Source organism: Arthrobacter sp. MYb229 (assembly GCF_002975405.1).
GTDB lineage: Bacteria > Actinomycetota > Actinomycetes > Actinomycetales > Micrococcaceae > Glutamicibacter.
On record NZ_PCPS01000004.1, the window covers coordinates 194,683 to 218,645 of the forward strand.

At 59.9% G+C, this 23,963-nt stretch carries 21 protein-coding genes; 16 read left to right on the top strand and 5 right to left on the bottom strand.

What is annotated here, in order from left to right:
• Positions 1–114: 114 nt before the first annotated feature.
• Positions 115–459, top strand: a complete 345-nt coding sequence (locus tag CQ019_RS13600) for a DUF485 domain-containing protein (protein WP_096287346.1) — start codon at positions 115–117, stop codon at positions 457–459.
• Complete coding sequence (locus tag CQ019_RS13605; protein WP_096287344.1) at positions 459–2,081, top strand: cation acetate symporter; 1,623 nt, start codon at positions 459–461, stop codon at positions 2,079–2,081. The genes CQ019_RS13600 and CQ019_RS13605 overlap by 1 nt, the downstream gene beginning before the upstream one ends.
• Before the next feature lie 104 nt (positions 2,082–2,185).
• Here the strand turns inward: CQ019_RS13605 and CQ019_RS13610 are convergent, their stop codons facing one another.
• Positions 2,186–3,229, bottom strand: a complete 1,044-nt coding sequence (locus CQ019_RS13610; protein ID WP_105569931.1) for an LLM class flavin-dependent oxidoreductase — start codon at positions 3,227–3,229, stop codon at positions 2,186–2,188.
• A gap of 35 nt (positions 3,230–3,264) precedes the next feature.
• Positions 3,265–3,936 carry an NADPH-dependent F420 reductase gene (locus CQ019_RS13615; RefSeq protein WP_258133962.1) on the bottom strand — a complete coding sequence of 224 codons (672 nt, stop codon included), beginning with the start codon at positions 3,934–3,936 and terminating at the stop codon, positions 3,265–3,267.
• A 93-nt stretch (positions 3,937–4,029) separates the two neighbouring features.
• On the opposite strand from CQ019_RS13615, the gene CQ019_RS13620 reads away from it, so the two are divergent.
• On the top strand, positions 4,030–4,545 hold the full coding sequence (locus tag CQ019_RS13620; RefSeq protein ID WP_181148496.1) for a MarR family winged helix-turn-helix transcriptional regulator: 516 nt from the start codon (positions 4,030–4,032) through the stop codon (positions 4,543–4,545).
• 102 nt (positions 4,546–4,647) lie between these two features.
• Here CQ019_RS13620 and CQ019_RS13625 read toward each other — a convergent pair whose 3' ends face one another.
• Positions 4,648–5,136, bottom strand: a complete 489-nt coding sequence (locus CQ019_RS13625; protein WP_096287769.1) for an Lrp/AsnC family transcriptional regulator — start codon at positions 5,134–5,136, stop codon at positions 4,648–4,650.
• Between the two features lie 152 nt (positions 5,137–5,288).
• Here CQ019_RS13625 and pdhA point away from each other — a divergent pair, with 152 nt between their 5' ends.
• The 12 genes from pdhA to CQ019_RS13685 all read left to right on the top strand — a co-directional run bounded on the left by pdhA (position 5,289) and on the right by CQ019_RS13685 (position 21,291).
• Positions 5,289–6,407 (top strand): pyruvate dehydrogenase (acetyl-transferring) E1 component subunit alpha, encoded by a 1,119-nt coding sequence (gene pdhA / locus CQ019_RS13630; RefSeq protein ID WP_105569934.1) that lies wholly within the window; start codon positions 5,289–5,291, stop codon positions 6,405–6,407.
• Entirely contained in the window at positions 6,404–7,405 is a 1,002-nt protein-coding gene (locus tag CQ019_RS13635) for an alpha-ketoacid dehydrogenase subunit beta (protein ID WP_096287334.1), read from the top strand. Before pdhA ends, CQ019_RS13635 begins: the two co-directional genes overlap by 4 nt.
• Positions 7,405–8,754: a dihydrolipoamide acetyltransferase family protein gene (locus CQ019_RS13640; protein ID WP_105569935.1), complete on the top strand. Its 1,350-nt coding sequence runs from the start codon at positions 7,405–7,407 to the stop codon at positions 8,752–8,754. Before CQ019_RS13635 ends, CQ019_RS13640 begins: the two co-directional genes overlap by 1 nt.
• 198 nt (positions 8,755–8,952) lie before the next feature.
• Entirely contained in the window at positions 8,953–10,593 is a 1,641-nt protein-coding gene (locus CQ019_RS13645) for an ABC transporter substrate-binding protein (RefSeq protein ID WP_105569936.1), read from the top strand.
• 187 nt (positions 10,594–10,780) lie between these two features.
• On the top strand, positions 10,781–11,707 hold the full coding sequence (locus tag CQ019_RS13650) for an ABC transporter permease (RefSeq protein WP_105553716.1): 927 nt from the start codon (positions 10,781–10,783) through the stop codon (positions 11,705–11,707).
• On the top strand, positions 11,700–12,713 hold the full coding sequence (locus tag CQ019_RS13655; RefSeq protein ID WP_105569937.1) for an ABC transporter permease: 1,014 nt from the start codon (positions 11,700–11,702) through the stop codon (positions 12,711–12,713). The genes CQ019_RS13650 and CQ019_RS13655 overlap by 8 nt, the downstream gene beginning before the upstream one ends.
• A gap of 2 nt (positions 12,714–12,715) precedes the next feature.
• Positions 12,716–14,359 carry an ABC transporter ATP-binding protein gene (locus CQ019_RS13660; RefSeq protein ID WP_105553714.1) on the top strand — a complete coding sequence of 548 codons (1,644 nt, stop codon included), beginning with the start codon at positions 12,716–12,718 and terminating at the stop codon, positions 14,357–14,359.
• A 434-nt stretch (positions 14,360–14,793) separates the two neighbouring features.
• On the top strand, positions 14,794–16,599 hold the full coding sequence (locus CQ019_RS13665) for an ABC transporter family substrate-binding protein (RefSeq protein ID WP_096287330.1): 1,806 nt from the start codon (positions 14,794–14,796) through the stop codon (positions 16,597–16,599).
• A gap of 165 nt (positions 16,600–16,764) precedes the next feature.
• On the top strand, positions 16,765–18,282 hold the full coding sequence (locus tag CQ019_RS13670; protein WP_105553713.1) for an ABC transporter permease: 1,518 nt from the start codon (positions 16,765–16,767) through the stop codon (positions 18,280–18,282).
• A gap of 50 nt (positions 18,283–18,332) precedes the next feature.
• Positions 18,333–19,388, top strand: a complete 1,056-nt coding sequence (locus CQ019_RS13675) for an ABC transporter permease (protein ID WP_096287326.1) — start codon at positions 18,333–18,335, stop codon at positions 19,386–19,388.
• On the top strand, positions 19,385–21,061 hold the full coding sequence (locus CQ019_RS13680; protein ID WP_105569938.1) for an ABC transporter ATP-binding protein: 1,677 nt from the start codon (positions 19,385–19,387) through the stop codon (positions 21,059–21,061). The genes CQ019_RS13675 and CQ019_RS13680 overlap by 4 nt, the downstream gene beginning before the upstream one ends.
• A 41-nt stretch (positions 21,062–21,102) precedes the next feature.
• Positions 21,103–21,291 carry a hypothetical protein gene (locus CQ019_RS13685; protein ID WP_096287322.1) on the top strand — a complete coding sequence of 63 codons (189 nt, stop codon included), beginning with the start codon at positions 21,103–21,105 and terminating at the stop codon, positions 21,289–21,291.
• 83 nt (positions 21,292–21,374) lie between these two features.
• On the opposite strand, the gene CQ019_RS13690 is transcribed toward CQ019_RS13685, so the two are convergent.
• Together CQ019_RS13690 and CQ019_RS13695 are read right to left on the bottom strand one after the other, a co-directional pair.
• Complete coding sequence (locus CQ019_RS13690) at positions 21,375–21,839, bottom strand: GNAT family N-acetyltransferase (RefSeq protein WP_096287320.1); 465 nt, start codon at positions 21,837–21,839, stop codon at positions 21,375–21,377.
• 71 nt (positions 21,840–21,910) lie between these two features.
• Positions 21,911–22,525: a TetR/AcrR family transcriptional regulator gene (locus CQ019_RS13695; protein ID WP_096287318.1), complete on the bottom strand. Its 615-nt coding sequence runs from the start codon at positions 22,523–22,525 to the stop codon at positions 21,911–21,913.
• Positions 22,526–22,745: 220 nt separating this feature from the next.
• On the opposite strand from CQ019_RS13695, the gene CQ019_RS13700 reads away from it, so the two are divergent.
• Positions 22,746–23,900 (top strand): acyl-CoA dehydrogenase family protein, encoded by a 1,155-nt coding sequence (locus CQ019_RS13700; RefSeq protein ID WP_105553710.1) that lies wholly within the window; start codon positions 22,746–22,748, stop codon positions 23,898–23,900.
• Positions 23,901–23,963 lie beyond the last annotated feature (63 nt).

Here is a 23,963-nt window from a genome sequence, read left to right on the forward strand (position 1 = left end):
TTGGCGTGGCCGAACCCCTAGTGGGGGACGGGCAAATGACCAATAGTGAACTTAGTCACAATGCACATGTGTGCGTCATCACTACCCTGTTTAACTCGTTCAAGGAGGGCACCAATGAGTGCTGAATCGCAACCCGATGTCACCGATGACATTGATTTTGTGGCGGAAAGGGATTCGGAAGAATTCCAGGAACTGCGCAAGACCCACCGCAGCTTCGTTTTCCCCATGGCAATCTTTTTCCTCGTTTGGTACTTCGCCTACGTCTTGTTGGCGGACTACTTCCATGACTTTATGTCCATCAAGGTTTTCGGCAACATCAATATGGGTATCCTGCTTGGCCTGTTGCAGTTTGTCTCGACCTTCGTCATCACCGCACTGTACGTGCAGTTCTCCAACAATAAACTTGATCCCAAGGCTTCGAAGATTCGTGAGCGTCTGGAAAAAGAGGGCGTGAACTAATGAATTCTTCGCTGATCCTGGCCCAGGGGGCCGAATCGACTCAGGTCGGCAACCCGCTGGTGAATATCGCAATCTTCGCCGCCTTTGTGGGCATCACCTTGGTGATCGTGCTCAAGGCAAGCAAGAACAATAAAACCGCCGCGGACTACTACGCCGGTGGCCGTTCCTTCACCGGAACGCAAAACGGCACCGCCATCGCCGGCGACTACCTTTCCGCAGCGTCGTTCCTGGGCATTGTCGGTGCCATCGCGATCAACGGCTACGACGGATTCCTGTATTCCATCGGTTTCCTCGTCGCCTGGTTGGTGGCCCTGCTGCTGGTGGCCGAACTGCTGCGCAACACCGGCAAGTTCACCATGGCAGATGTGCTCTCCTTCCGCTTGAAGCAGCGCCCGGTGCGTATCGCCGCGGCGGTCTCCACCCTCGCGGTGTGCGTCTTCTACTTGCTGGCGCAGATGGCCGGAGCCGGTGCGCTGGTCTCCCTGCTGCTGGGCATTGATGGCAAGTTGGGGCAATCGCTGGTCATTATCGTCGTCGGCGCGCTGATGATCATGTACGTACTGATCGGCGGCATGAAGGGCACCACCTGGGTGCAGATCATCAAGGCTTGCCTGCTGATCGCCGGCGCACTGATCATGACCGTGTGGACGCTGGCGTTGTTCGGGTTCAACTTCTCCGAGCTGCTGGGCAAGGCCGCCGAGGTCGCCGGCAATCCGGAGCTGCTCAACCCGGGCCTGAAGTACGGCATGAGCGGAACCTCGAAGCTTGACTTCATCTCGCTGGCCTTGGCCCTGGTCCTCGGTACCGCGGGCCTGCCGCACGTGCTGATGCGTTTCTACACCGTGCCAACTGCCAAGGAAGCGCGCAGGTCGGTTGTCTGGGCGATCTGGCTGATCGGCGCCTTCTACTTGTTCACCCTGGTTCTTGGCTTCGGCGCGGGCGCACTGATCGGTCCGGATCGAATCAAGGCCGCTCCGGGCGGCGTGAACTCTGCCGCTCCGCTGCTCGCCTACGAATTAGGTGGCACGCTGCTGCTGGGCCTGATCTCGGCGGTTGCCTTCGCAACCATCCTCGCGGTTGTCGCCGGCCTGACGATTACCGCCGCCGCCTCCTTCGCCCACGACGTCTATGCCTCGGTGATCGCCAAGGACAAGACGACTCCGGAAAAGGAGATGAAGGTTGCCCGCCGCACGGTAGTGATCATCGGTATCTTCGCCATCGCCGGCGGTATCGGCGCCCAGGGGCAGAACGTTGCCTTCCTGGTGGCGCTGGCCTTCGCGGTCGCCGCTTCGGCTAACCTGCCAACCATCCTGTACTCGCTGTTCTGGAAGGGTTTCAAGACCCGCGGTGCGGTATGGTCCATGTACGGTGGCCTGTCCTCGGCACTGCTGCTGATCATCTTCTCCCCGGTCTTCTCCGGTTCGGAGACCTCGATGATCCCAAGCATCGATATGGCCATCTTCCCGCTGGCCAACCCCGGCATTGTCTCGATCCCGTTGGCCTTCCTCTTGGGCTGGCTGGGTTCGATCACCGATCCAGGCGTTGAAGATATTACCAAGCAGGCAGAGATGGAAGTTCGCTCGCTGACCGGTGTCGGTGCCGAAAAGGCGGTCGACCACTAGTCCGGTGCTCAGTTGCGGATAACGATTCAGGGCGGGGGCCGGGATCAGCCAGCAATGGCTGATCCCGGCCCCCGCCCGTTTAATTGCCGGCCTTGGCTCGGCGGCTACTTCTGCGCGAGCAGCCGCTCGACGCGCGGCTTGACCTCGGTGGCCAGCAACGTGATTGATTCCAGGAAGTGTTCCTGGGGCAGCCCGCCGATGTCGCTTTGCAGGAAGTGGCGCATGTGGCCCAGGTATCCGTGCAGGTGGACGATGCGTTCGGCGATCTCGTCGGGGGAGCCGACGTAGTAGGCGCCGGGGGCGGCCGCCTGGGCGTCGAAGGCTCGTTTGTCCGGTTTCGGCCAGCCGCGCAGGCGTCCCATTTCGATGTTCAGGTTGTACCAGCCCGGGTAGAAGCGTTCCACCGCTTCCTTCGTGGAGGGCGCGACAAGCCCCAGCGCCGCTACCGAAACCTTCAGGGTCTGCAGTGCGTGTCCGGCGGCCGCCCCGGATTTGCGGTAGAGCTCTGCCAGCGGCGCAAAACGGTGCGGGGCACCGCCGATGATCCCATAGGAGACCGGCAATCCGAGCCGGCCGGCACGCGCCGACGAGGCTGCGTTTCCTCCGGTGGCGAGCCAAATCGGCAGTTTGTTCTGCGCCGGGCGGGGCACTACCGCCAGATGCGCCAGGGCCGGGCGCGTGGTTCCGGACCAAGTGATGTTTTCGGAGGCGGAGTCGTTGATGCTCATGAGCAGATCCAGTTTCTGCTCATACAGCTCGTCATAGTCCTGGAGGTCAAAGCCGAAAAGGGGGAAGGTTTCGACCGAAGATCCACGGCCGGCGGTGATCTCCACCCGACCGCCGCCGGAGATGATATCTGCCGTGGCAAATTGCTGATAAATCCGCACCGGATCATCGGTGCTGATAATGCTTGCCGCGCTGCCCAACGTGATGTGCTTCGTGGCGGCGGCGGCCGCGCTGATCAACGCGCCGGGGGAGGAGGCCGGCATGGTGGTGGTGTGGTGTTCGCCGATTCCGAAGTAGTCAAGACCGCTGGCATCTGCATGCTTGATGGCTTCGAAGAGGTTGCTGATCGCTTGGGCGGTGGAACCTAGCGAACCGTCGGGGTTTCGCTGGGTGTCGCCGAAGCTATAGGCGCCGATATCCATGGTGGCAAGTTCCTTTGGGTGAGTCGGTTGTCGGGCTAGTTGGAGAGGCGAACCGCATGCAGCAGCCCGTTGAGCTCGGAGGCGTTAAACCTTCCGTTGAAGATCTCGCTTCCCGGTTCGAAGTGCCGCCCGGCGGCCAAGTCGCCGGCATCCACTGCGTCGAATCCGATATGTTCGATAAATCCGCGCAGCACCGTCTTGGCTGCGGAATTATCGCCGGCGATCGCCAGCGCCCTGCGTTCGCCGGTTGCGGCGGGAAGCGCGTCGGGTTCCATCTCGTGATAGCCGATGTGGTTGAAGGATTTCAGCACATGAGAGGCCGAGAGGAAGGCCGCAACGACTTCGCTGGAAGTCAGTGCGGTATTCACGAAGTCGGGGATCTCCCCGTCGGTGGCGGACCAGTAATTCATCGCGTCCACGACGATCTTGCCCGACAGCGCATGGGAGTCGAGGTCCTTGAACTTGTGCAATGGGATGGCCACGATGACCAGGTCGGCGGCGGCCGCTTCGGAGGCGTCGACTGCTTCGGCTCCCGGGGTGACGATCTCGATGATCAGCGAGTTTTCTTCGGCGGGTTTTGAGGTTGCGAGCTTAACTCGATACCCGGCCGCGAGGGCCAAACGGGCAATAGCGGTACCTACGCGGCCGGCTCCAAGAATGCCGATCGTTGCCTGTGGGGCTAAGCGGGCCCCTTCGAGTGTGTTCACCAAAGCCATCCTTCAAAGATTTATGCTGTTTTACAGACTATATTTGCGGCAGAACATCTTGGCAACCCCATTGCTTCGGATATGATGGTGATCATGAGCACCTCACGCAGCACACCCCTCGGCGCCCACCAGCCACTTCCCGGTTTCTTTCCAGGGGACCTCGGGTGGCACCTGGGGATGATTCTGCGCGGACATCAGCTCGCGATGGCGCAGAGCGTCGCGCCAGTGCCGGGGCAGGTGCGCGGATATCAGTTGCTTTCGACCGTGGTGCATCGCGATCCTGCGAACCAGCAGGCGCTCGGCTCCCATCTGGGGATCGACCGCACGGTGCTGACTTACCTGATCGACGAGCTGGTTGAAGCGAATCTGGTGGAGCGCGTTGCCGCGCCCAGCGACCGTCGCGCGCGCAAGATCATTGCCACCGCGCAAGGTGTCAAGCTGCTCGAAGAACTCGAGGTGAAGGTGGCTGCGGCCGAGCAGGAATTGCTCGCCGGCTTGAATGACGCGCAAAGCGCGCAGCTGGCCGGGCTAATCTCAACCCTGTCGGCAACGATTCATAACGCACAGCCCGGTGCGAACCCCTGTGAAGCCATGGATCAGCTGGGCTAGCTGGAACCGCGCGCTGGGTAGTGCGCGACCGATTCCTTGGGCGCCTCCGCAGTGCCGGCATCCTTTGGCCAAGGGGTGGCCCTCGGCAAGTTTGCTCGCGAGCTACGCCCGCCTATTTCCGTTGTCATTGGCTAGCGACAGTTCAATGAGTTTTGCGGTGCGGTAGGGGATGAGCTCCGCCATGGACAGTGCAGAATCCGCCCGATTGACCCCTTCGATACTCAGCAGCAACCCATGGACACGGAAGAGCTCCTCGGCATTCGCCGCGGCGGCGCGCACCAGGATATCTGCCGAGCCGGTCAGCCCGTGCGCTTCGAGTACCTCCGGAATCTCTTCCAGCTTTTTGGCGATATCCTCCAAATGGCGCTGGTCCACATGCAGTTCGATAAAGGAAAGCAGCCCGAATCCCAAGGCGGTTGGCGGGATGCGTCGATCCACGGTGGAGAGAACCTCGGTCTCCAGCCGGTTGAGCCGGGACTGCACGGTATTTCGGCCCAGGCCCAGCGCATTTGCCAGCGCTGAAGCGGTCCGGCGAGCGCTGCTGGACAGCGATAGGAGGATCCGTCGATCGGTGGCGTCTAAAGGCTGCATAATGCGCACATTAGCACTCGCGCAAGGGCCAAGATAGTGCGTTTTGCTTTAATTCTTTTCTTGCCATTGTGCAACATGTGCTATGTGAGTAGCATCACAGGTAGGTGGTAATGCTGAACTAGCCGTCCACCACTGACTACGCGAGAGTAAGGATGCCGATCGTGTCCACCAAGCACATCGACGTAGCCGCAGGTTGCCTACCTACGCACCAGCTGCTCAACGTCTCCGGAGAAAGAACTCCGGACGAAGAACTAGACCATCACCTCACCGGGCTTACCGAACAAGACCTGGCCGACTTCCTGCGCGACATGGTTGTTCTGCGTCGCCTGGACAATGAGGCCACCGCCTTGCAGCGCCAGGGCCAATTGGGCTTGTGGGCACCGTTGCTCGGCCAAGAAGCCGCACAGATCGGCTCGGTGCGCGCCACCCAAGACGACGACTTCATTTTCCCCTCCTACCGCGAGCACGGAGTTGCCTGGGCCAGGGGAGTCAAGGCCGAAGACCTGCTCAGCGTCTGGCGCGGCGCCACCGCCAGCGGGTGGGATCCGCACGAGGTAAATATTGCCTGCCAGCAAATTGTGATTGGCTCCCAAGCGCTGCACGCCGCCGGTTATGGCATGGGCATCAAATTTGACGGCGGAGAGCAAGTGGCGGTGGCCTACTTTGGCGACGGAGCCACCAGCCAGGGAGATGTGAACGAAGCGCTGATCTTCGCCGCAAGTTACCAAGCCCCGGTGCTGTTCTTCTGCCAAAACAACCAATGGGCCATCTCGGAGCCGGTAGCGCTGCAAAGCCGCACGCAGATCGCCGACCGCGCCAGCGGATTCGGCGTGAAGACCTGGCGGGTAGACGGCAACGACGTGCTCGCGGTCTATGCGGCGACCAAGGCCGCCTTGGCGCACGCCCGCCACGGGCTGGGCCCGACCTTTATCGAAGCCGTCACCTACCGCATGGGATCCCACACCACCGCAGATGATCCGACGCGCTATCGCAAGAACGCGCAGCTCGAAGAGTGGAAGGTCAAGGATCCGATCGATCGCTTGGTCAATCACCTGACGGTGCTCGGCGCGGACGTGCAGTCCTATCAGCAGCGTGCGCAGAACGCCGCGGACAAACTCGCCGCCGACCTGCGCGAAGCCATTACCAATATGCCGGATCCCGAACCCAGCGAGCTCTTCGAGAACGTGTACTCCGAGGTCCATGAGCCCAACCGCAGGGAAAAGGAAAACTACCTGCAGTACCTCGCAGACTTCCAGGACGGTGAAGCATGAGCACCTCAATGATGAAGGCGCTAAACCAGTCCTTGCGCGACGCGCTGACCGAAGACGAAAAGGTGGTGCTGCTCGGTGAGGACATCGGCACCCTGGGTGGAGTCTTCCGCATCACCGACGGGCTGAAGGCGGAATTCGGCGAGCATCGGGTGGTTGACACTCCGCTGGCCGAATCCGGAATTGTCGGCAGCGCCATTGGCCTGGCTTACCGCGGCTACCGCCCGGTGGTGGAGATCCAGTTCGACGGGTTCACCTACCCGGCCTTCGACCAGCTGGTCTCCCAGCTGGCGAAGCTGCACTTCCGCTCGCGCGGACGGGTGAAGATGCCGGTCACCGTGCGCATACCCTACGGCGGCGGCATCGGTTCACCCGAGCACCATTCGGAATCACCGGAGGCGTACTTCTCGCATACCGCTGGGCTTCGGGTCTTCGCCCCGTCCAGCGTAGAAGATGCCTACGTGATGCTGCGCCAGGCGATCGACTGCGATGACCCGGTGATCTTCTTTGAACCCAAGCGCCGCTATCACGAAAAGGCGGAAGTCGAGCTGCGCACCCCGGAAAAGACCGGCTCGCCCAAGGCCAAGGTGCTCAATGTTGGCGATGACGTCACGGTGGTCGGCTACGGCCCTACGGTCTACACCCTGAAGGATGCAGTGCTGGCGGCCGAGGATGAGGGCATCGGCTTGGAGGTCATCGACCTGCGCTGCCTGGATCCGCTGGATCTGGACACCGTCGCGGATTCGGTGAAGCACACGGGCAAGCTTGTGGTGGTCCATGAGGCTAGCCGCACCTCGGGAATCGGCGCGGAGATTTGCGCGCAGATCACCGAAACCTGTTTCGACTATCTGGAGCACGCGCCGATCAGGGTGACCGGTTTTGATATTCCCTATCCGCCTTCGAGGCTTGAATCCCATCACCTGCCGGATCTGGACAAGGTGATGCATGCCGTGGATACGGTCATGCGCCGCAACGAGACGCACACTGGAGGTGCCAAGTGATGGCTCCGAATACTTTCAAGCTTCCCGACCTCGGCGAAGGGCTTACCGAGTCGGAGGTCTTGAACTGGAAGATCCAGGTAGGCGAACATGTCACGCTGAACCAGATCATCGCCGAGGTGGAAACCGCGAAGGCAGTGGTCGAGCTGCCCTCGCCGTATGCCGGGATCGTGCAGAAGCTGCATGCCTCCGCCGGTGAAGTGGTACCGGTCGGCGGGCCGTTGGTGACCTTTGGAGACGAAGCCGCGGCGCCGGATGCCGATGCCCCGTCCGGCGATGACGGTGCCTCGGCGGGGCCCGGGCGCACGCCGACACTGGTCGGCTACGGTGCTCCGGCGGCCAGCGCAAACCGTCCGGCCCGGCGTGCTCGCGCAGGTGCAGCCTCCGCTTCGCCTGCCGCCGTTCCTGCGGCGCAGAATTCCGCCAGCCCAGCATCGGAGCAAAGCACCGAAGCGGTCCCTGCCGGCGCTCGCCGGACGGCCACCCGCAGCACCCCGCCGGTGCGCAAGCTCGCGCGGGACCACGGGATCGAGCTTTCCGCCGTGCGCGGCAGCGGTGCGGACGGCGCGGTATTGCGCGCAGATGTCGAAGCGCTGATCGAGGCACCGGCCAAAGCGGCGGAGCCGGCGGCGCCCGCGGTTGGCGCGGCCGCGGCCGATCGCCACGTGAAGATCAGCGCGGTGCGCCGCGCTACCGCGAAGGCGATGGTCGAGTCCGCATTCACCGCTCCGCATGCCACCGAATTCTTGACGGTGGACCTGACCGAATCGATGAAGCTCGTCGAGACGTTGCGCAAGCACCCATTGCTCAGGGACGTGAAGCTGAACATCACGACCCTCACCTCACTGATCGTCACACGGCTGCTGGGCACCTACCGCGCACTCAATTCCCGGTGGGATGCGGCGAATGACGAGATCATCGAGTTCGGCTCGGTGCATCTGGGCATGGCGGTTGCCAGCGAGCGTGGGCTGCTGGTTCCGGTGGTCAAGGATGCCCAGACCAAGTCCTTGCGCGATTTGGCCGAGGAGCTGACGCAGCTCATCGATCTGGGCAGAGCCGGAAAGCTAGCCCCAGCCCAGCTGAGCGGAGGCACCTTCTCAATTACCAATGTCGGTGTCTTCGGTGTCGATGCCGGTACCCCGATCCTCCCCCCGGGGCAGTCCGGAATTCTTGCTCTCGGACAGGTCAAGCGCCGTCCGTGGGAGTTTGAGGATCAGGTGGCCCTGCGCCATACCTCAACCTTGGCGCTGTCCTTCGACCACCGCGTGGTCGATGGAAAGGAAGCTAGCGAGTTCCTCGCCGGTGTGGGCGCGGTACTGGAAGACCCTGGAATGATGAACATTTTTATTTGATTTACCGGGGCTTTCATGAGTAAAAAATTGAGCTGATCGATGGATCAACTCAATTTCAAGCACTACTTTCATAGTTATTCATTGGTTGTTTCGCAATATTTGATGTAATCTCGTTCACTACGTGCTATGGCTCACAACTTGGAGCCCATGGCGTCTGTGAACTGCAGAAGCAGCAACGATCTGTTGAGGAGAAGAAGGATGCGATACTCGCACGCATCGAAGGCACTGGTTTTGTCCGCTGCCTTGGCATTGACCCTAACCGCCTGTGGCGGAGGGACTTCGGAAGAATCCGCCGGAGGCGGATCCGAGGGAGACGCCACCAAGGTCATCACCGCTAACACCACCGAGCCGCAAAACGGCCTATTGCCAGCCAACACCAACGAAGTTGGCGGCGGACGTGTCATGGACCTGATCTTTACCGGTTTGGTCAGCTACGACTCCAAGGGCAAGCCCGTCAATGAAATCGCTGAGTCGATCGAGACTGAGGATTCCCAGAACTACACCATCAAGCTTGCTCCGGGGCACACCTTCTCCGATGGTTCCCCAGTGACCGCTGCTTCGTTCGTGGATGCTTGGAACTTCGGTGCCGCAGCCAAGAACGCACAGCTGAACTCGTACTTCTTCGAGTCCATCAAGGGCTATGACGAAGTCAGCGCCGAGGGTGCAACGAGCGAAGAGATGGAAGGCCTGAAGGTTGTCGATGACAACACCTTCACCGTCGAGCTCAGCCAGCCGGAATCCGACTTCCCGCTGCGTCTTGGTTACACCGCGTTTATGCCGCTTCCCGAAGCAGCATTTGAAGACCCGAAGGCCTACGGCCAGATGCCGGTCAGCAACGGACCATACAAGCTGACCGAGTGGAACCACGACGTCAACCTGAAGCTTGAGGTCAACGAGTCCTACGAGGGCCCACGCAAGGCAGCCAACGGCGGTGTTGACTTCAAGGTCTACCAGTCGACCGAGTCCGCTTACCAGGACATTCTCGCGGGCAACCTAGACGTGCTGGACCAGATTCCGCCATCGGCGCTGGCCAATTACCAGGACGAACTGGGCGACCGTTCGATCAACGCTCCCTACGCCGGTAACGCAACCATCACCATCTCTGGCTACCTGGATCACTTCAAGCAGGGCGAAGAGGGCAACCTGCGCCGTGCGGCGATCTCGCGCTCCATTGATCGCCAGCAGATCATCGAAAAGGTGTACTTCGGCGGCAAGGTCAAGGCCGAAGAATTCACCGCTCCGGTGCTCGATGGCTACACCGCCGATATTCCAGGCTCCGAGGTTCTCGACTTTGATGCCGATGAGGCCAAGAAGCTGTGGGACGAAGCCAACGCCATCGAGGCGTGGGGTGACTCCGAAGAATTCTCCATCGGTTACAACGTCGATGGTGCCGGTAACAAGGAATTCGTTGAAGCCGTCGCCAACCAGGTGAAGAACACCTTGGGAATCAACGCAGTGGCCAAGCCGTACACCTCCTTCAAGGCCTTGCGTGAAGACGTGGGCAAGAAGACGATGTCCGGTGCCCACCGCTCCGGCTGGCAGGCTGACTATCCATCGATGTACAACTTCCTCGGTGCGCTGTACGGCACCGGTGCAGGTTCCAACGATGGCGACTACTCGAACAAGGAATTCGACGACAAGCTCACGGACGGGCTTGCCGCAACGGATCCGGCCGAAGGCGCCAAGATCTTCAACGAGTCCCAGGAGATCCTCTTCAAGGATCTGCCAGCTATCCCACTGTGGTACCAGGCTGTGCAGGGCGGTTGGAGCGAGAACGTCGACAACGTGGAGTTCGGTTGGAACGGCGTTCCAATCTACAACGCCATCACCGGCAAATAGGTTCACTAGCTAAGCTGCCTGCTCAGGTGGGCTTCAGCTGAAAAACGTCTCAGGGAGACCCTGCACCATTTGGGTCTCCCTTTGGCGTGTCAGTCCTGCCTCTCCAAATGAACGTCTGGCGATCGCCGACGGAAAGAGGAAATAAAATGGCCCAGCGCCTTGCGACGTCTCGAGGTGAGACGCGCTCATGTTAAGTTTTACGTTTAAACGATTTCTGCAGCTGATTCCCGTATTCTTCGGTGCCACCTTGCTCGTTTACTTCCTGGTTTTTGCTACCCCAGGCGATCCGATTACCGCGCTCTCCGGCGGCAAGCCGATGACCCCGGCGGTGGAAGCTTCGCTGCGGGCCCAGTACAACCTCGACCAGCCATTCTGGATTCAGTACGGCTTGTACTTGAAGAATCTGGTCACCTTGGACCTGGGCATGTCCTTCTCCGGACAGGAAGTGCGTGACCTGTTAATTCGCGCATTCCCGGTGACCGCGCGACTGGCAGTCATGGCGCTGGCCATCGAAGCCGTCTTCGGTATCCTTTTCGGCGTCATCGCCGGTATGCGCAAGGGCAAATGGTTCGACTCAACAGTGCTGTTCGCATCGCTGATTGTGATCGCAGTTCCTACCTTCGTGCTCGGCTTCGTGCTGCAGTACGTAGTCGGCGTTGAGCTTGGCTGGGCCAAGCCAACGGTTTCCGGCGGCGCTACGTGGGGCGAATTGATTCTTCCCGCCACAGTGCTTGGCCTGGTTTCTCTGGCCTATGTATTGCGACTGACCCGAACCTCGATCATCGAGAACAAGCAAGCCGATTACGTGCGCACAGCAACCGCCAAGGGCTTGAGCCGTGGACGCGTAGTCAACGTGCACATCCTGCGCAACTCGCTGATCCCGGTAGTCACCTTCCTGGGCGCCGACCTGGGCTCGCTCATGGGTGGCGCGATCGTCACCGAAGGCATCTTCAACGTCCCCGGCGTGGGCAGCCTGTTGTTCTCAGCTATCCGCAAGGGTGAGATCCCGACGGTAGTGGCCGTGGTAGGCGTGCTTGTGGTCGTCTTCGTGCTCGCCAACCTCATTGTTGACATGCTTTACGCTCTGCTTGACCCAAGGATCCGATATGCCTGAGAACCAGAATCCTAATCCTGAGGCCGGATTGCCCATCGGCAAAAACCGTGCCGGCAAGATCTCCAAATACCATATTCCACACTTCGTTGCACCGCTGGATGAAACCCCCTTGCAGGGAGTCGACGCGGTCAAGGAAACCGGGAAGCCGCTGTCCATGTGGGGCGAGGCTTGGCGTTCGTTGCGCAAGCGCCCGCTGTTCATTGTTTCGGTTATTCTGATCGTATCGGTGCTCGTTGTCGCAGCTTTCCCAAGCTTGTTCAGCAGCACCGATCCGACCTATTGCGCGTTGGAGAACTCCAATGAAGGTTCCCGTGCTGGGCATCCGATGGGCTTCAACTTCCAGGGCTGCGATGTGTATGCCCGAGTAATCCATGGCACGCGCGCCTCGCTGATGGTTGGAGTGTTCACCACGCTCTTCGTCGTGATTCTCGGCGGTGCCATTGGCGCGCTGGCCGGCTTCTACGGCGGTTGGCTGGATATCATCTTGGCCCGCCTGGGTGATATTTTCTTCGCACTGCCGTTGATTCTCGGTGCGATCATCGTGATGCAGCTTCCCGCCTTCCGGGAAAACCGAAGCGTGTGGACGGTTATCATCACGCTCTCCATCTTCGGCTGGCCACAGGTCGCCCGCATCACCCGCGGTGCGGTCCTGGAAGCCCGGAATGCCGACTTCGTCAAGGCCTCCCGGGCCTTGGGGATCTCAAGGTTCAACTCATTGGTACGGCACGTCATCCCGAACGCCATGGCACCGGTGATCGTCGTGGCAACCGTGAACCTCGGTATCTACATCGTTGCCGAATCCACGCTGTCCTTCCTTGGGCTGGGGCTTCCACCAGATGTGATGAGCTGGGGCAACGATATTGCCGCAGCGCAGAATCAATTGCGAAATAATCCGATGATGCTGATGTGGCCTGCATTGTTCTTGTCCCTTACGGTATTGAGCTTCATCATGCTCGGCGATGCAGTGCGTGATGCACTGGATCCAAAGACCCGAAAGGGGAACTAGCTATGGTGCAGAACGCAGATCCAAAGCCCCTGCTGGAAATCAAAGACCTGGCCATTACCTTCAGTACTCCTGATGGCCCGGTCAACGCGGTGCGCAACGCAAACCTGACGGTGATGCCGGGGGAGACCGTGGCCATCGTGGGCGAGTCCGGATCGGGCAAGTCCACGACCGCCTTGGCCGCCATCGGCTTGCTTCCGGGAAATGGCGAAGTCTCCGCCGGTCAGATTCTCTTTGACGGTGAAGATATCTCCAAGGCCAGCGAAAAGCGTTTCGTCGAGCTGCGTGGTAACCACATCGGCATGGTCCCGCAGGACCCGATGAGCAACCTGAATCCGGTCTGGAAGATCGGTTTCCAGGTGAAAGAAACCCTGAAGGCCAACGGACTGGCGGGGAACAACCCGAAGCAGCGTGTTGCCCAGGTATTGTCGGACGCCGGTCTTCCAGATGCGGCAACCCGAGCGAATCAGTACCCGCACGAGTTCTCCGGTGGCATGCGCCAGCGTGCGCTGATCGCCATCGGCTTGGCCTGCCGTCCACGGCTGCTTATTGCCGATGAACCAACCAGCGCGTTGGACGTCACCGTTCAGCAGCAGATCCTGGATCACCTGGATACCATGACCAGTGAACTGGGCACGGCGGTCCTGCTGATCACCCACGATCTGGGTCTGGCAGCAGAGCGTGCCGAGAAGGTCATCGTGATGTACAAGGGGCAGGTCGTCGAATCTGGCCCGGCCCTGGAATTGCTGCGCAATCCGCAGCACCCGTACACCAAGCGACTGATCAATTCGGCGCCGTCTCTGGCCGCCCAGCGTGGCGACAAGCACGAGCTGGCGGTAGACCAAGTCGCGGCGCAGAAGACTGAGCCGCTGCTGAAGATTTCGAACCTGACCAAGGTGTTCGACATCCGCAGGGGCTTCGGGCGCAAGGACAAGTTCACCGCGGTGGACAAGGTCTCCTTTGAGATCCCGAAGGGCACGACCACCGCGGTGGTGGGCGAGTCCGGTTCGGGCAAGTCAACGATCGCGCAGATGGTGCTCAACCTGCTGGATGCAACCTCCGGTGACATCGTCTTTGACGGGCAGGCCATCGGCAAACTCAGCGAGCGCGATCTGTTCAAGTACCGCCGCCGTGTGCAACCGATCTTCCAGGACCCCTATGGTTCCTTGGACCCGATGTATTCCATTTTCCGCACCATCGAGGAGCCGTTGCGCATCCACGGTATTGGAAATCAGGCCTCCCGGGAGAAGAAGGTCAAGGAGCTGCTGGACCAGGTTTCCATGCCGGCTTCGACGATGCACCGTTTCCCGAATGAACTTTCCGGCGGTCAGCGCCAGCGTATTGCGATCGCACGTGCGCTGGCCTTGAAGCCGGAAATGATCGTCTGCGACGAGGCTGTGTCGGCGCTGGACGTGCTGGTGCAGGCTCAGGTGCTGGAGCTTCTGGACGAACTGCAGCGCGAGCTGGGACTCACCTACCTGTTCATCACCCACGACCTGGCGGTCGTGCGCGAGATCGCAGATAACGTGTGCGTGATGGAGCACGGACAGATGGTTGAGCAGGGGACGGTGGATGAAATCTTCGAGAACGCGAAGAGCGACTACACCCGCAATCTGCTGGCGGCGATCCCGGGTGCAAGCCTGATCTAGGCGCTGTCAACGGCCTATTTCCCGTCCATTTCAGGGCAGTGACTTCATATAGAAGTCACTGCCCTGAGTTCGTTAAAAATGACTTATTCAAGAAATGTTTCAGTTTTTGAGGATGTGAAATAAATGTTGCAAAAACGTTATAAATGAGTTTGCCCACCGTCGCGCGGAAGTGCGTCTTCTGATTGAAAAAACCCAATGTGAAAGAAATCCTTGAAATCTCGCGGATGTGAGCCGGATCTCTAAACTGATCGGTAACAAGGCGATTGTAACCAGATTGTTTCCCGGGGCCACTTGGTAGATGTGAAACGCATCTTTCTATATCCAAGAAGGCAAAATCCGGTTAGTCTATTGCTCAATGGTTCCATCATGTGATGTGTTCCACACTGAGCTTCATGGTTCAGAACTCGTATCGTTCAATTTCTCAAGGAGGCGGAATGCGATTCCAACGTGTTTCGAAGGCAGTAGCAGTAGGCGCAGCGATGGCTCTGGCGCTGTCCGCATGTGCACCGGGCGGCGGTGGCGACCCAGCGGCATCCGAGTCGGGTGCAGCTGGCGGCAACGGGTCGGCAGAAGTTACCAACAGCGGCCTCGCGGATCTGGGGGATATCACCACCAAGGACGGCGCCATCAACGTGTCGATCGGTGCGCCGGAGTTCCTCAGCTACAACGGCTTCACCCCGAACACCTACTCGACCTATAACTCCGGGATCGTGGACCGCATGTTCGCAGGCTTCTCGTACTTCGGTACCGATGGAACCCTGTACCCGAATGAAGATCTCGGCTCCTACGAGAAGGTCAGCGATGATCCGCTGACGATCAAGTACACCATCAATGAGAACGCCGTTTGGTCCGACGGAACGCCAATCACCGTCGCCGACTCGGTGCTCGCCTGGGGCGTGCAGAACCTGAACCTGAACGAAGGCGGCGACAAAGAGAAGCCATTGTTCAACTCGGTCTCCGTCGACTTGGGCGACACCGTGCCAAAGGGCCCGCAGGGCGATGTTGCAGGCAAGGAATTCACCGTCGAATTCGCCGCTCCAGATCCGGACTGGGCCTTGCAGTCCTGGATGCTCCACCCAGCACACGTGGTGGCCAAGGAAGCCGGCATGAGCACCGAAGAGCTGGCCAACGCCATTCTCGCCGGCGAATCCGACAAGCTGAAGGAGGCCGCCGAGTTCTGGAACGAAGGTTGGGTGACTAATCCGGGCACCCTGCCGGACGAAGCGATCAGTCCCGTTTCCGGACCGTACAAGCTCGGTTCCTGGAAGGCCGGCGAATCGGTCACCCTGGTCGCCAACGAGGAGTACTACGGAACTCCAGCGGCAACCAAGGAACTGACCTTCCGCTTCGTTGAAGATGCTGCCATGGTGCAGGCCCTGCAGAATAAGGACCTCGACGTCATCAACCCGCAGCCAACGGTTGATACACTTTCCCAGCTTGAGGCCTTGGGCGATCAGATCAACATCCAGAAGGGTGACACGCTGACCTGGGAGCACTTGGACTTCAACTTCACCGAGGGCAACGCGTTCACCAACTTGGAATTGCGCAAGGCCTTCGCCATGTGCGTCCCTCGCCAGAACATCGTTGACAACCTGATCAAGCCGCTGAACCCAGAGGCTATTGTCATGAACGCCCGCGAGGTCTTCCCGTTCCAGGACAACTATGAAGACGTCGTCTCGGCTTCCTATGACGGACGCTACGATGAGGTCGATATCGAAGGCGCGAAGAAGATCCTGGAAGAGCAGGACGCAGTGGGCACCAAGGTGCGCATCGGCTACTCCGCTCCGAACGAGCGCCGTACCAACCAGGTCGCAGCCATCAAATCCTCCTGTGATGAGGCTGGATTCGAGATCGAGGATGACGGCGATGCGAAGTTCTTCGCACCGGGCGGCGCCCAGGATCGCGGCGACTACGAGGTAGCACTGTTCGCTTGGGCGGGTTCCGGCCAGATTTCTTCGGGTCAGAACATCTACGCAACCGGCAAGCCGCAGAACTTCGGCAAGTACTCCAACGAACAGGTAGACGCCGAGTGGGAGACCCTGGCCACTTCGCTGGATCCGGCCGTGCACCAGGAGCAGGTCAAGAAGATCGAGAAGCTCTTGTGGGATGACCTCTACGGCATTCCAGTCTTTGCCCACCCAGGCCTGAGTGCCTCGGGCTCAGATATCCAAAATGTCCGCCACACCGCGACCCAGGACCAGATCGTCTGGAACGCAAATCAGTGGGTACGTGCAGAGTAACTGCCGGTAGGCACAGAACTCAGACACCGTGAGTGAACGACTGCGGGGCCCGATAGATCGTCGGGCCCCGCAGTGTGTCCACCACATCCCCACAACGGTTCAGAATCGCCACCACCCTGGGCGCCGCGAATCGTTCGGTGACAACGAAAGTAGGACATAGACGCCGTGTTGAAATTCATCGCCAAGCGACTTGGATCGGCCCTCGCAGTGCTGTTTGCAGCCTCGCTGCTGCTGTATATCCTCGTCATTAACTCCGGTGATCCGCTCAAGGATCTGCGCGAAAGCAACGCCGATAATCGCGAGTATCTGATGGCCCAACGCATCGAGTACATGGAGCTGGACCAGCCCTGGTACCTGCGCTACTGGGACTGGCTGACCGGCGTTTCAAAGTGCTTTGTCGGCCAGTGCGACCTAGGACGGAATATCAACGGCGTGGAGGTCTCCGGATTGCTGGCAAATGCCGCATCCTCGACCCTGCGACTGGTGCTGATCGCCACCCTGATCGCAGCGATCTTGGGTATCGCCATCGGTGTGCTCACCGCGGTGCGCCAATACTCGGGTCTGGACTACACCGTCACCTTCCTGACCTTCCTCTTCTTCTCCCTTCCGGTGTTCTGGGCAGCGGTGCTGCTCAAGGAATACCTCGCTATCGGATTCAACGACTGGATCGCGGCACCGGATATCTCCTTGGGAACCTCAATACTTGTCGGTATGATCCTAGGGCTGATCCTGCAGACGTTCCTCGCCGGATCGCTCAAGCGCCGCATGCTGACCTTCGCGGTGGTCACCGTCTTCGTGCCGCTGGCCATGCAGTATTCGCTGTGGCTTAACTTCTACCGCTACCCGCAAATGGGACCGGCATTCATCGTGGTGCTCACCGCGCTCGTCGCCCTCTCGGCCACCGCGATGAGCACGGGACTGAAGGAAAAGCGAGTGCTGTATCCGGCGCTGATCACCGTGGCGCTCGTGCTGATCGCCTACTACGCGACCTTCTACCTGATGGCCGAACCGAACACCTGGATCCTGCTGGGCGGCTTAATCCTCGCGGTGCTGTTGCCCGCGCTGGTCGGACGTTTCATGGGCGGGCGGCTGCGCAAGGTCGCCGCCAGCGTCGCGATGGCCACCGGCTTTGTCGGAGCCGCACTGACCGTGGTCGATCACCTGTTCCGTGCTTGGCCAGGCTTCCTGGACAACAAGGGACGCCCGATCTCCACCATCGGCTCCTCCACGGCGAACTTCGAGGGCGGCTACTGGGACCACTTCCTGGACAATGGCACCCAGCTGCTGCTGCCCACCATTTTGCTGGCAATCATCTCGCTGGCAAGCTACTCGCGCTACACCCGTTCGTCGATGCTCGAAGTTCAGCAGCAAGACTACATTCGCACCGCCCGCTCCAAGGGCCTGAGCGAACGCACGGTGATTTTCCGCCACGCATTCCGCAACGCCATGATCCCCATCGCTACCATCGCAGCCTTCGACTTCGCCGGGCTGATCGGTGGCGCGGTGATTACCGAGCGGGTGTTCGGTTGGAAAGGCATGGGCGAAATGTTCGCCACCGGTCTGGACCGGGTGGATGCCAACCCGGTGATGGCCTTCTTCCTGGTCACCGGCACCGCAGCAATTCTCTTCAACCTGATGGCAGACATTGTTTACGCCCTGCTCGACCCGCGCATTCGCGTCTAGGCGGCCATGACAATTCACACCAATCGTGTCTGGGACATTAAGGACAAGCGATGAGTAACACCAACGACAAACTGCCAGAGAACGTCACCTCCCTTGCAGAACTGGAGGATGCGAAGCTTGCCCGCCAGGCCGAAGATTCAAAAAGCCAGGGGCGCATCGTTATTGGGCGCTTCCTCAAGCACAAGCTCGCCATGACCTCCAGCATCATTCTGGTCTTCATTACCGTGATGGCCTTCAGCTCGGTGGGCTGGGGAGTATTTCCGGGCTGGTGGGATAAGTCCTACCTCAACGCCGGTAGCGTGATCGATGGCGGCAAGCCAACCTTGAGCTTGGTCCCCACGTGGCTCGGCGGCGAAGGAATCCGCTGGGGGGAGAACCCCTTCGGGCAGGACTCCATCGGTAAGGACTACTTCGCGCTGGTGATGACCGGAACCCAAAAATCGATCATCATCGGAGTGGTCGTCGGCGTGGTATCCACCTTCCTCGGAGCGGTCATCGGCGCGATCGCCGGATACTTCCGCGGCTGGGTCGATGAGGTTTTGATGCGCATTACCGACCTGTTCATCGTGATCCCGCTGCTGGTGCTGGCCGCAGTGCTTGGCCAGCTTGCCGGCGCGACCTCCGGCTCGATCATCACGTTGGCCCTCGTCTTGGGCTTGGTGACCTGGACCGGTCTAGCCCGACTGGTCCGCGGTGAGATCCTCAGCTTGCGCGAACGCGAATACGTGGCGGCGGCCCAGGCCATGGGCTCAAAAACCTCACGGGTCATTTTCAAGCACCTGCTGCCTAACACCATCGGGGTGATCGTGGTCAACGCGACCTTCGCCATTGCCGGCGCGATCCTGCTCGAATCCGCCCTGTCGTATCTGGGCTTCGGCGTACAACCGCCGGAATCCTCGCTGGGCCTGCTGATCAGCCAGTACCAGAATGCGTTTACCTCACGTCCGTGGTTGTTCTGGTGGCCGGGCATGATCATCGTCGCCATCGCGCTGAGCGTCAACTTCCTCGGCGATGGTCTGCGAGATGCCTTCGATCCACGCCACACCGGCAAGCGCCGCCGCCGGGCAGGGCTCTTTGCCCTGCCAACCCGTAAGGAGAAGCCATGAGCACCGAAGCAACAGAAGACTATGCACTGAGCTTCAATGACCTGAAGGTCACCTTCGAAACCGCCGGACCCGACGTCCACGCCGTCAAGGGGCTATCCCTGGCGGTACGCCCGGGCGAAGTCGTGGCGCTGGTCGGTGAATCGGGGTCCGGGAAGTCCGTGACCTCCACCGCGGCCATGGGCCTGCTGCCGGAGAACGCCCAGGTCACCGGCGTCGCCAAGATAGGCAATGTCAACGTGGTAGGACTGGAGGCAGGCAAGATGCGTAAAATGCGTGCCACCGACATTGCCATGGTCTTCCAAGAACCCATGACGGCGCTGAACCCGGTGCTGACCATCGAACGCCAGCTGACCGAAGCGCTCGAACTGCACGACGTGGCCTATGGCAAGGAAGCCACCGACCGCGCCATCGAGCTGCTGACCATGGTGGGCATCCCAGATCCCGCCAAACGCATTAGGCAGTATCCACACCAATTTTCCGGTGGCCAACGCCAGCGCATCGTGATCGCCATGGCGATCTCCTGCGAACCGAAGGTGATCATTGCCGATGAGCCGACCACCGCACTGGACGTGACCGTGCAGGCCGAAATCCTGGACCTGCTCCGGGAACTCAAAGACCGGCTGAATACGGGAATTCTGCTCATCACCCACAATATGGGTGTCGTGGCAGATATGGCCGATCAGGTCGCGGTGATGTTCCAAGGAAACCTGGTGGAGACCGGGGATGTAAAGCAGGTGCTGCTGCACCCGCAACACGAATACACCCAACGCCTATTGTCTTCCGTGCCGCGGCTTTCGCGAGTGAGCGTAGAAGAGCCCGCGCCGCGCAGCGAACCGATCGCGCAGGCCGACCGCGAGCTGGTCTTGGAAGCCAAGGACCTGATACTGGAATACGACATGCGCGGCACCGTCTTCCGGGCGGTGGAAAACGTCAGCTTCGACGTCGCAAAGGGCGAGGTGCTCGGCATCGTGGGCGAATCCGGTTCGGGCAAATCGACCATCGCCAAGGCGGTGCTCGGCCTGCTGCCGGTGGCCTCCGGAACGCTGTCGGTCAAGGGCCATAATCTGCCCAAGCTCTCACCACGCCAGGCGCGCCAGGTGCGCAAGCAGATCGGGGTGATCTTCCAGGACCCGGCCGCTTCGCTTAATCCGCGATTCCCCATTGGCGATTGCATTACCGAGCCCATGGTGGTGCATAAGGTCGGCAGCAAGACCGAGCGGATCAAGCGTGCGCAGGAACTGCTGGATGCGGTGAAGCTGCCGCGAAATGTCATCAACCGCTACCCGCACGAGCTTTCCGGCGGCCAGCGCCAGCGTATCTGCATTGCCCGTGCCCTTACCTTGAATCCGGAGTTGTTGATCGCCGACGAGCCGACCAGCGCGCTGGACGTCTCGGTGCAGGCGCTGGTGTTGGAGATGCTCCAGGAGTTGCAGCGCGATTTCAACTTCGCCTGCCTATTCGTCAGCCATGATTTGGCGGTTGTCGATATGCTCGCCGATTCGGTTGTGGTGATGCAAAACGGCAAGTCGGTGGAGCAGGGGCGCGTAGATACCGTGCTGCATGCACCGACCCACGACTACACGCGCAGGTTGCTGGCCGCCGCTCCGGTGCCGGATCCGATCGAGCAGGCGGTGCGTCGTGAGGCGTGGCGGACCTTGAATTCCACGAAGTAGTCCGCGGGAACCGGGCCGGGCAAGGAAGCGGGGCGCAAGCCATGGATCTGGTATCGATCCTGATTATGTCCGCCGTCATCGCCCTCTGCGCGCTGCCGTTCATCGTTGGGGCCTATCGCAGCCTGGATCGCAAGGCTACTGACTTTGACCATAGCGATGAGCAGACGGCCAAGGCGTTGCGGGATGCAAGAAAAGATATTGATCGAGGCAAGGGCTATTACGGGCCTTGAAACCCCGATAGATCAGCATTAAACAGCTAACCGCAGTTCACACGTCGTCGGGTGAACTGCGGTTAGCTGTATTTAAGCGACTGTTAGTCGTCGAGCTGGAGAACGATCTCGGTGACAACCGCGGCACGGGCGTTCGAGAAGATCTGCTCGGTGCCTACCTGCTTGAAGCCGCGACGTTCTAGGACCTTGAGCGAACCTAGATTGTCCTGCACCACGTGTGCGGTCAGCGGACGCTTAGTGAACTCGGCCAGGAACGCGTCCACAGCGCTGGTGGTGATTCCCTTGCCCCAGAACTTGGTGGAGGTCCAGAAATTGATCTCGGGCTTCGAACCGTCAAAGACCAAAATGGAGCCGGCAACGTCGCCTTCGTGCTCGATAGTGCGAACCAGTACCGACTCATCGTTGAGGATTGAGCTCCAGTGATGATCGAATACGGCCCGGTCCGAAGGGTTGCGGGCCTGATAGGCCGCCATCAGGTTCGCCTCGGGTTCCTGCTGGTGAGCAAAGAAGGCGTCCAAGTCGGAAGGGCGGACTTCACGTAGTTGCACGGTAAAGGCCTTTCTTTCGTGAGGTGGTACGCGCCCGATTGAACGCGCCCAGAATAAGTGGGACTTAGTTTCTAGACTACCGGGGATGTGAGAGCCGCGAGTGCCATATTGGAGAGCAACGGCTTTAACCCGGATTTCTTGGTGCGTGGTGAGTGCGCCGAGTGTGCGGTGGAGTTCAACAGGCCAAAGACCGCGTGTGCCCTAAAGCGATGCGACTGCGGGCTTCCGGTGGGATGCATTTGGGCCAGCTGCTCGGTCCACAACGCAATGTAATTATTCTGAAGTTTTCGGACTAAGGCGAGTTCGGCCTTCGGGAGCGACTTCAAGTCGCGGTCCTGAACCTGAAGGATGTCTGGTCGAGAGAGGGAGAAATCGGTATGGAAATCAACCAGTCGGGACAACACCTCCAACGGCTTGCCGCCACTCTCTGCGGCCTTCAGACCGCCGGCGTAGATGTCCTTAGACATATCTACCAGCAAAGCGATGAGGAGCGCCTGTTTGCCGGCAAAATGCCGGTACACGGCAGGCCCCGAGATGCCGCAGGCGGCTCCCAGATCTTCTAAGGAAACACCGGCGTAACCGTGCAACGCAAAGAGCCGTGTCGCTTCGCGCAATAGCGCATCACGGCGTTCGGCCTTGGCACGCTCGCGTTCGGTTGGCTCAGTGAGCGATTGATATCTGCTCAATGCATTTACTCCTTCGAAAACCCCGTCCAACTATGGACAACTATGAAGTACGCCACTAGTGTCAAAATGTAGCTGGACATACACAGTTAATAGAAATTAACCATACGCGCCGGACGGTCAGCTTCCAAGATATGGCCTCCGCGTCCAACATGGCCCGCCATCGATCATTGCGTCAAAAACGCAAGGACGGTGTGGACAACCTCGAAAGAAGAGAGTGCCCGTGATTGATCTCGAACTCGACGAACTGTACCAAGACCTGGTCGACGTCGTCCGTGAATTTGCCCAGCAAGTCGTCGCGCCGGTCAGCGCTAAACACGATGCGGAGCACAGCTTCCCCTATGAAGTTGTTGCGCAAATGGGGGAGTTGGGCCTGTTTGGATTGCCGATCTCCGAGGAATACGGCGGATCTGGCGGCGATTACTTCGCTCTGGCCCTCGCGCTGGAAGAACTTGGTCGAGTCGACCAGTCGGTAGCCATTACCTTGGAGGCAGGTGTCTCACTCGGGGCGATGCCGATCTTCCGTTTCGGAAATGAGGAACAAAAACAGCGTTGGCTGCCAGATCTCGCCGCCGGCAAGAACCTCGCAGGATTCGGACTGACCGAGCCCGGTGCCGGATCTGACGCATCGGCCACGAGAACCAAAGCAAAGCTCGAAAATGGCCAGTGGGTTGTCGACGGTTCCAAAGAATTCATCACGAACTCGGGAACAGACATCACTTCGCTTGTCACGGTCACCGCGGTGACCGGAGTCAACGAGGCCACCGGCAAAAAAGAAATCTCCACGATTATCGTTCCATCGGGTACCGAAGGATTCACCGCGGAACCGGCTTACAACAAGGTCGGCTGGCATGCCAGCGATACCCACCCACTGAGCTTCAACGGTGCCCGAGTCCCCGAAGAGAATCTCCTCGGCGAACGCGGACGCGGATATGCCTATTTCTTGGAGATCCTTGACGAGGGTCGTATCGCCATCGCGGCTCTTGCGACCGGCGCCGCCCAAGGCTGTCTGGATGAGGCGGTAACCTATGCGAAGAACCGACAGAGCTTTGGCTCTTCAATCGGCAAGAACCAGGGAATCTCATTCATGATTGCGCGCATGGCTTCGCGCGTCCACACCGCGCGCCTTGCCTATTACGCGGCCGCGGCCAAAATGCTTGCCGGGAAAGACTTCAAGATCGAAGCAGCCCACGCCAAGCTCGTCGCTAGTGAGGCGGCCATGGACAACGCCCGGGACGCCACTCAGATTTTTGGTGGCTACGGATTTATCAACGAATCATTGGTGGCTCGCCACTATCGGGATTCAAAGATCCTGGAAATCGGTGAAGGCACTACGCAGGTTCAGCTGATGCTGATCGCCCGCAGCCTCGGGCTGTAAAGGCTCAATCCCTAATGAGCCGGGCCGGCGCGCTGCTGAGCTTCAGACTTGCTCGCCGGCACG

What these genes read in the sequence shown, in the direction of transcription:
- CQ019_RS13625 (WP_096287769.1), bottom strand. Translation starts at nt 5,136, where the DNA reads ATGCAGCCTTTAGACGCCACCGATCGACGGATCCTCCTATCGCTGTCC.
- CQ019_RS13610 (WP_105569931.1), bottom strand. Translation starts at nt 3,229, where the DNA reads ATGGATATCGGCGCCTATAGCTTCGGCGACACCCAGCGAAACCCCGAC.
- CQ019_RS13620 (WP_181148496.1), top strand. Translation starts at nt 4,030, where the DNA reads ATGAGCACCTCACGCAGCACACCCCTCGGCGCCCACCAGCCACTTCCC.
- CQ019_RS13605 (WP_096287344.1), top strand. Translation starts at nt 459, where the DNA reads ATGAATTCTTCGCTGATCCTGGCCCAGGGGGCCGAATCGACTCAGGTC.
- CQ019_RS13600 (WP_096287346.1), top strand. Translation starts at nt 115, where the DNA reads ATGAGTGCTGAATCGCAACCCGATGTCACCGATGACATTGATTTTGTG.
- CQ019_RS13660 (WP_105553714.1), top strand. Translation starts at nt 12,716, where the DNA reads ATGGTGCAGAACGCAGATCCAAAGCCCCTGCTGGAAATCAAAGACCTG.
- CQ019_RS13675 (WP_096287326.1), top strand. Translation starts at nt 18,333, where the DNA reads ATGAGTAACACCAACGACAAACTGCCAGAGAACGTCACCTCCCTTGCA.
- CQ019_RS13680 (WP_105569938.1), top strand. Translation starts at nt 19,385, where the DNA reads ATGAGCACCGAAGCAACAGAAGACTATGCACTGAGCTTCAATGACCTG.
- CQ019_RS13655 (WP_105569937.1), top strand. Translation starts at nt 11,700, where the DNA reads ATGCCTGAGAACCAGAATCCTAATCCTGAGGCCGGATTGCCCATCGGC.
- pdhA (WP_105569934.1), top strand. Translation starts at nt 5,289, where the DNA reads ATGCCGATCGTGTCCACCAAGCACATCGACGTAGCCGCAGGTTGCCTA.
- CQ019_RS13640 (WP_105569935.1), top strand. Translation starts at nt 7,405, where the DNA reads ATGGCTCCGAATACTTTCAAGCTTCCCGACCTCGGCGAAGGGCTTACC.
- CQ019_RS13650 (WP_105553716.1), top strand. Translation starts at nt 10,781, where the DNA reads ATGTTAAGTTTTACGTTTAAACGATTTCTGCAGCTGATTCCCGTATTC.
- CQ019_RS13645 (WP_105569936.1), top strand. Translation starts at nt 8,953, where the DNA reads ATGCGATACTCGCACGCATCGAAGGCACTGGTTTTGTCCGCTGCCTTG.
- CQ019_RS13665 (WP_096287330.1), top strand. Translation starts at nt 14,794, where the DNA reads ATGCGATTCCAACGTGTTTCGAAGGCAGTAGCAGTAGGCGCAGCGATG.
- CQ019_RS13685 (WP_096287322.1), top strand. Translation starts at nt 21,103, where the DNA reads ATGGATCTGGTATCGATCCTGATTATGTCCGCCGTCATCGCCCTCTGC.
- CQ019_RS13635 (WP_096287334.1), top strand. Translation starts at nt 6,404, where the DNA reads ATGAGCACCTCAATGATGAAGGCGCTAAACCAGTCCTTGCGCGACGCG.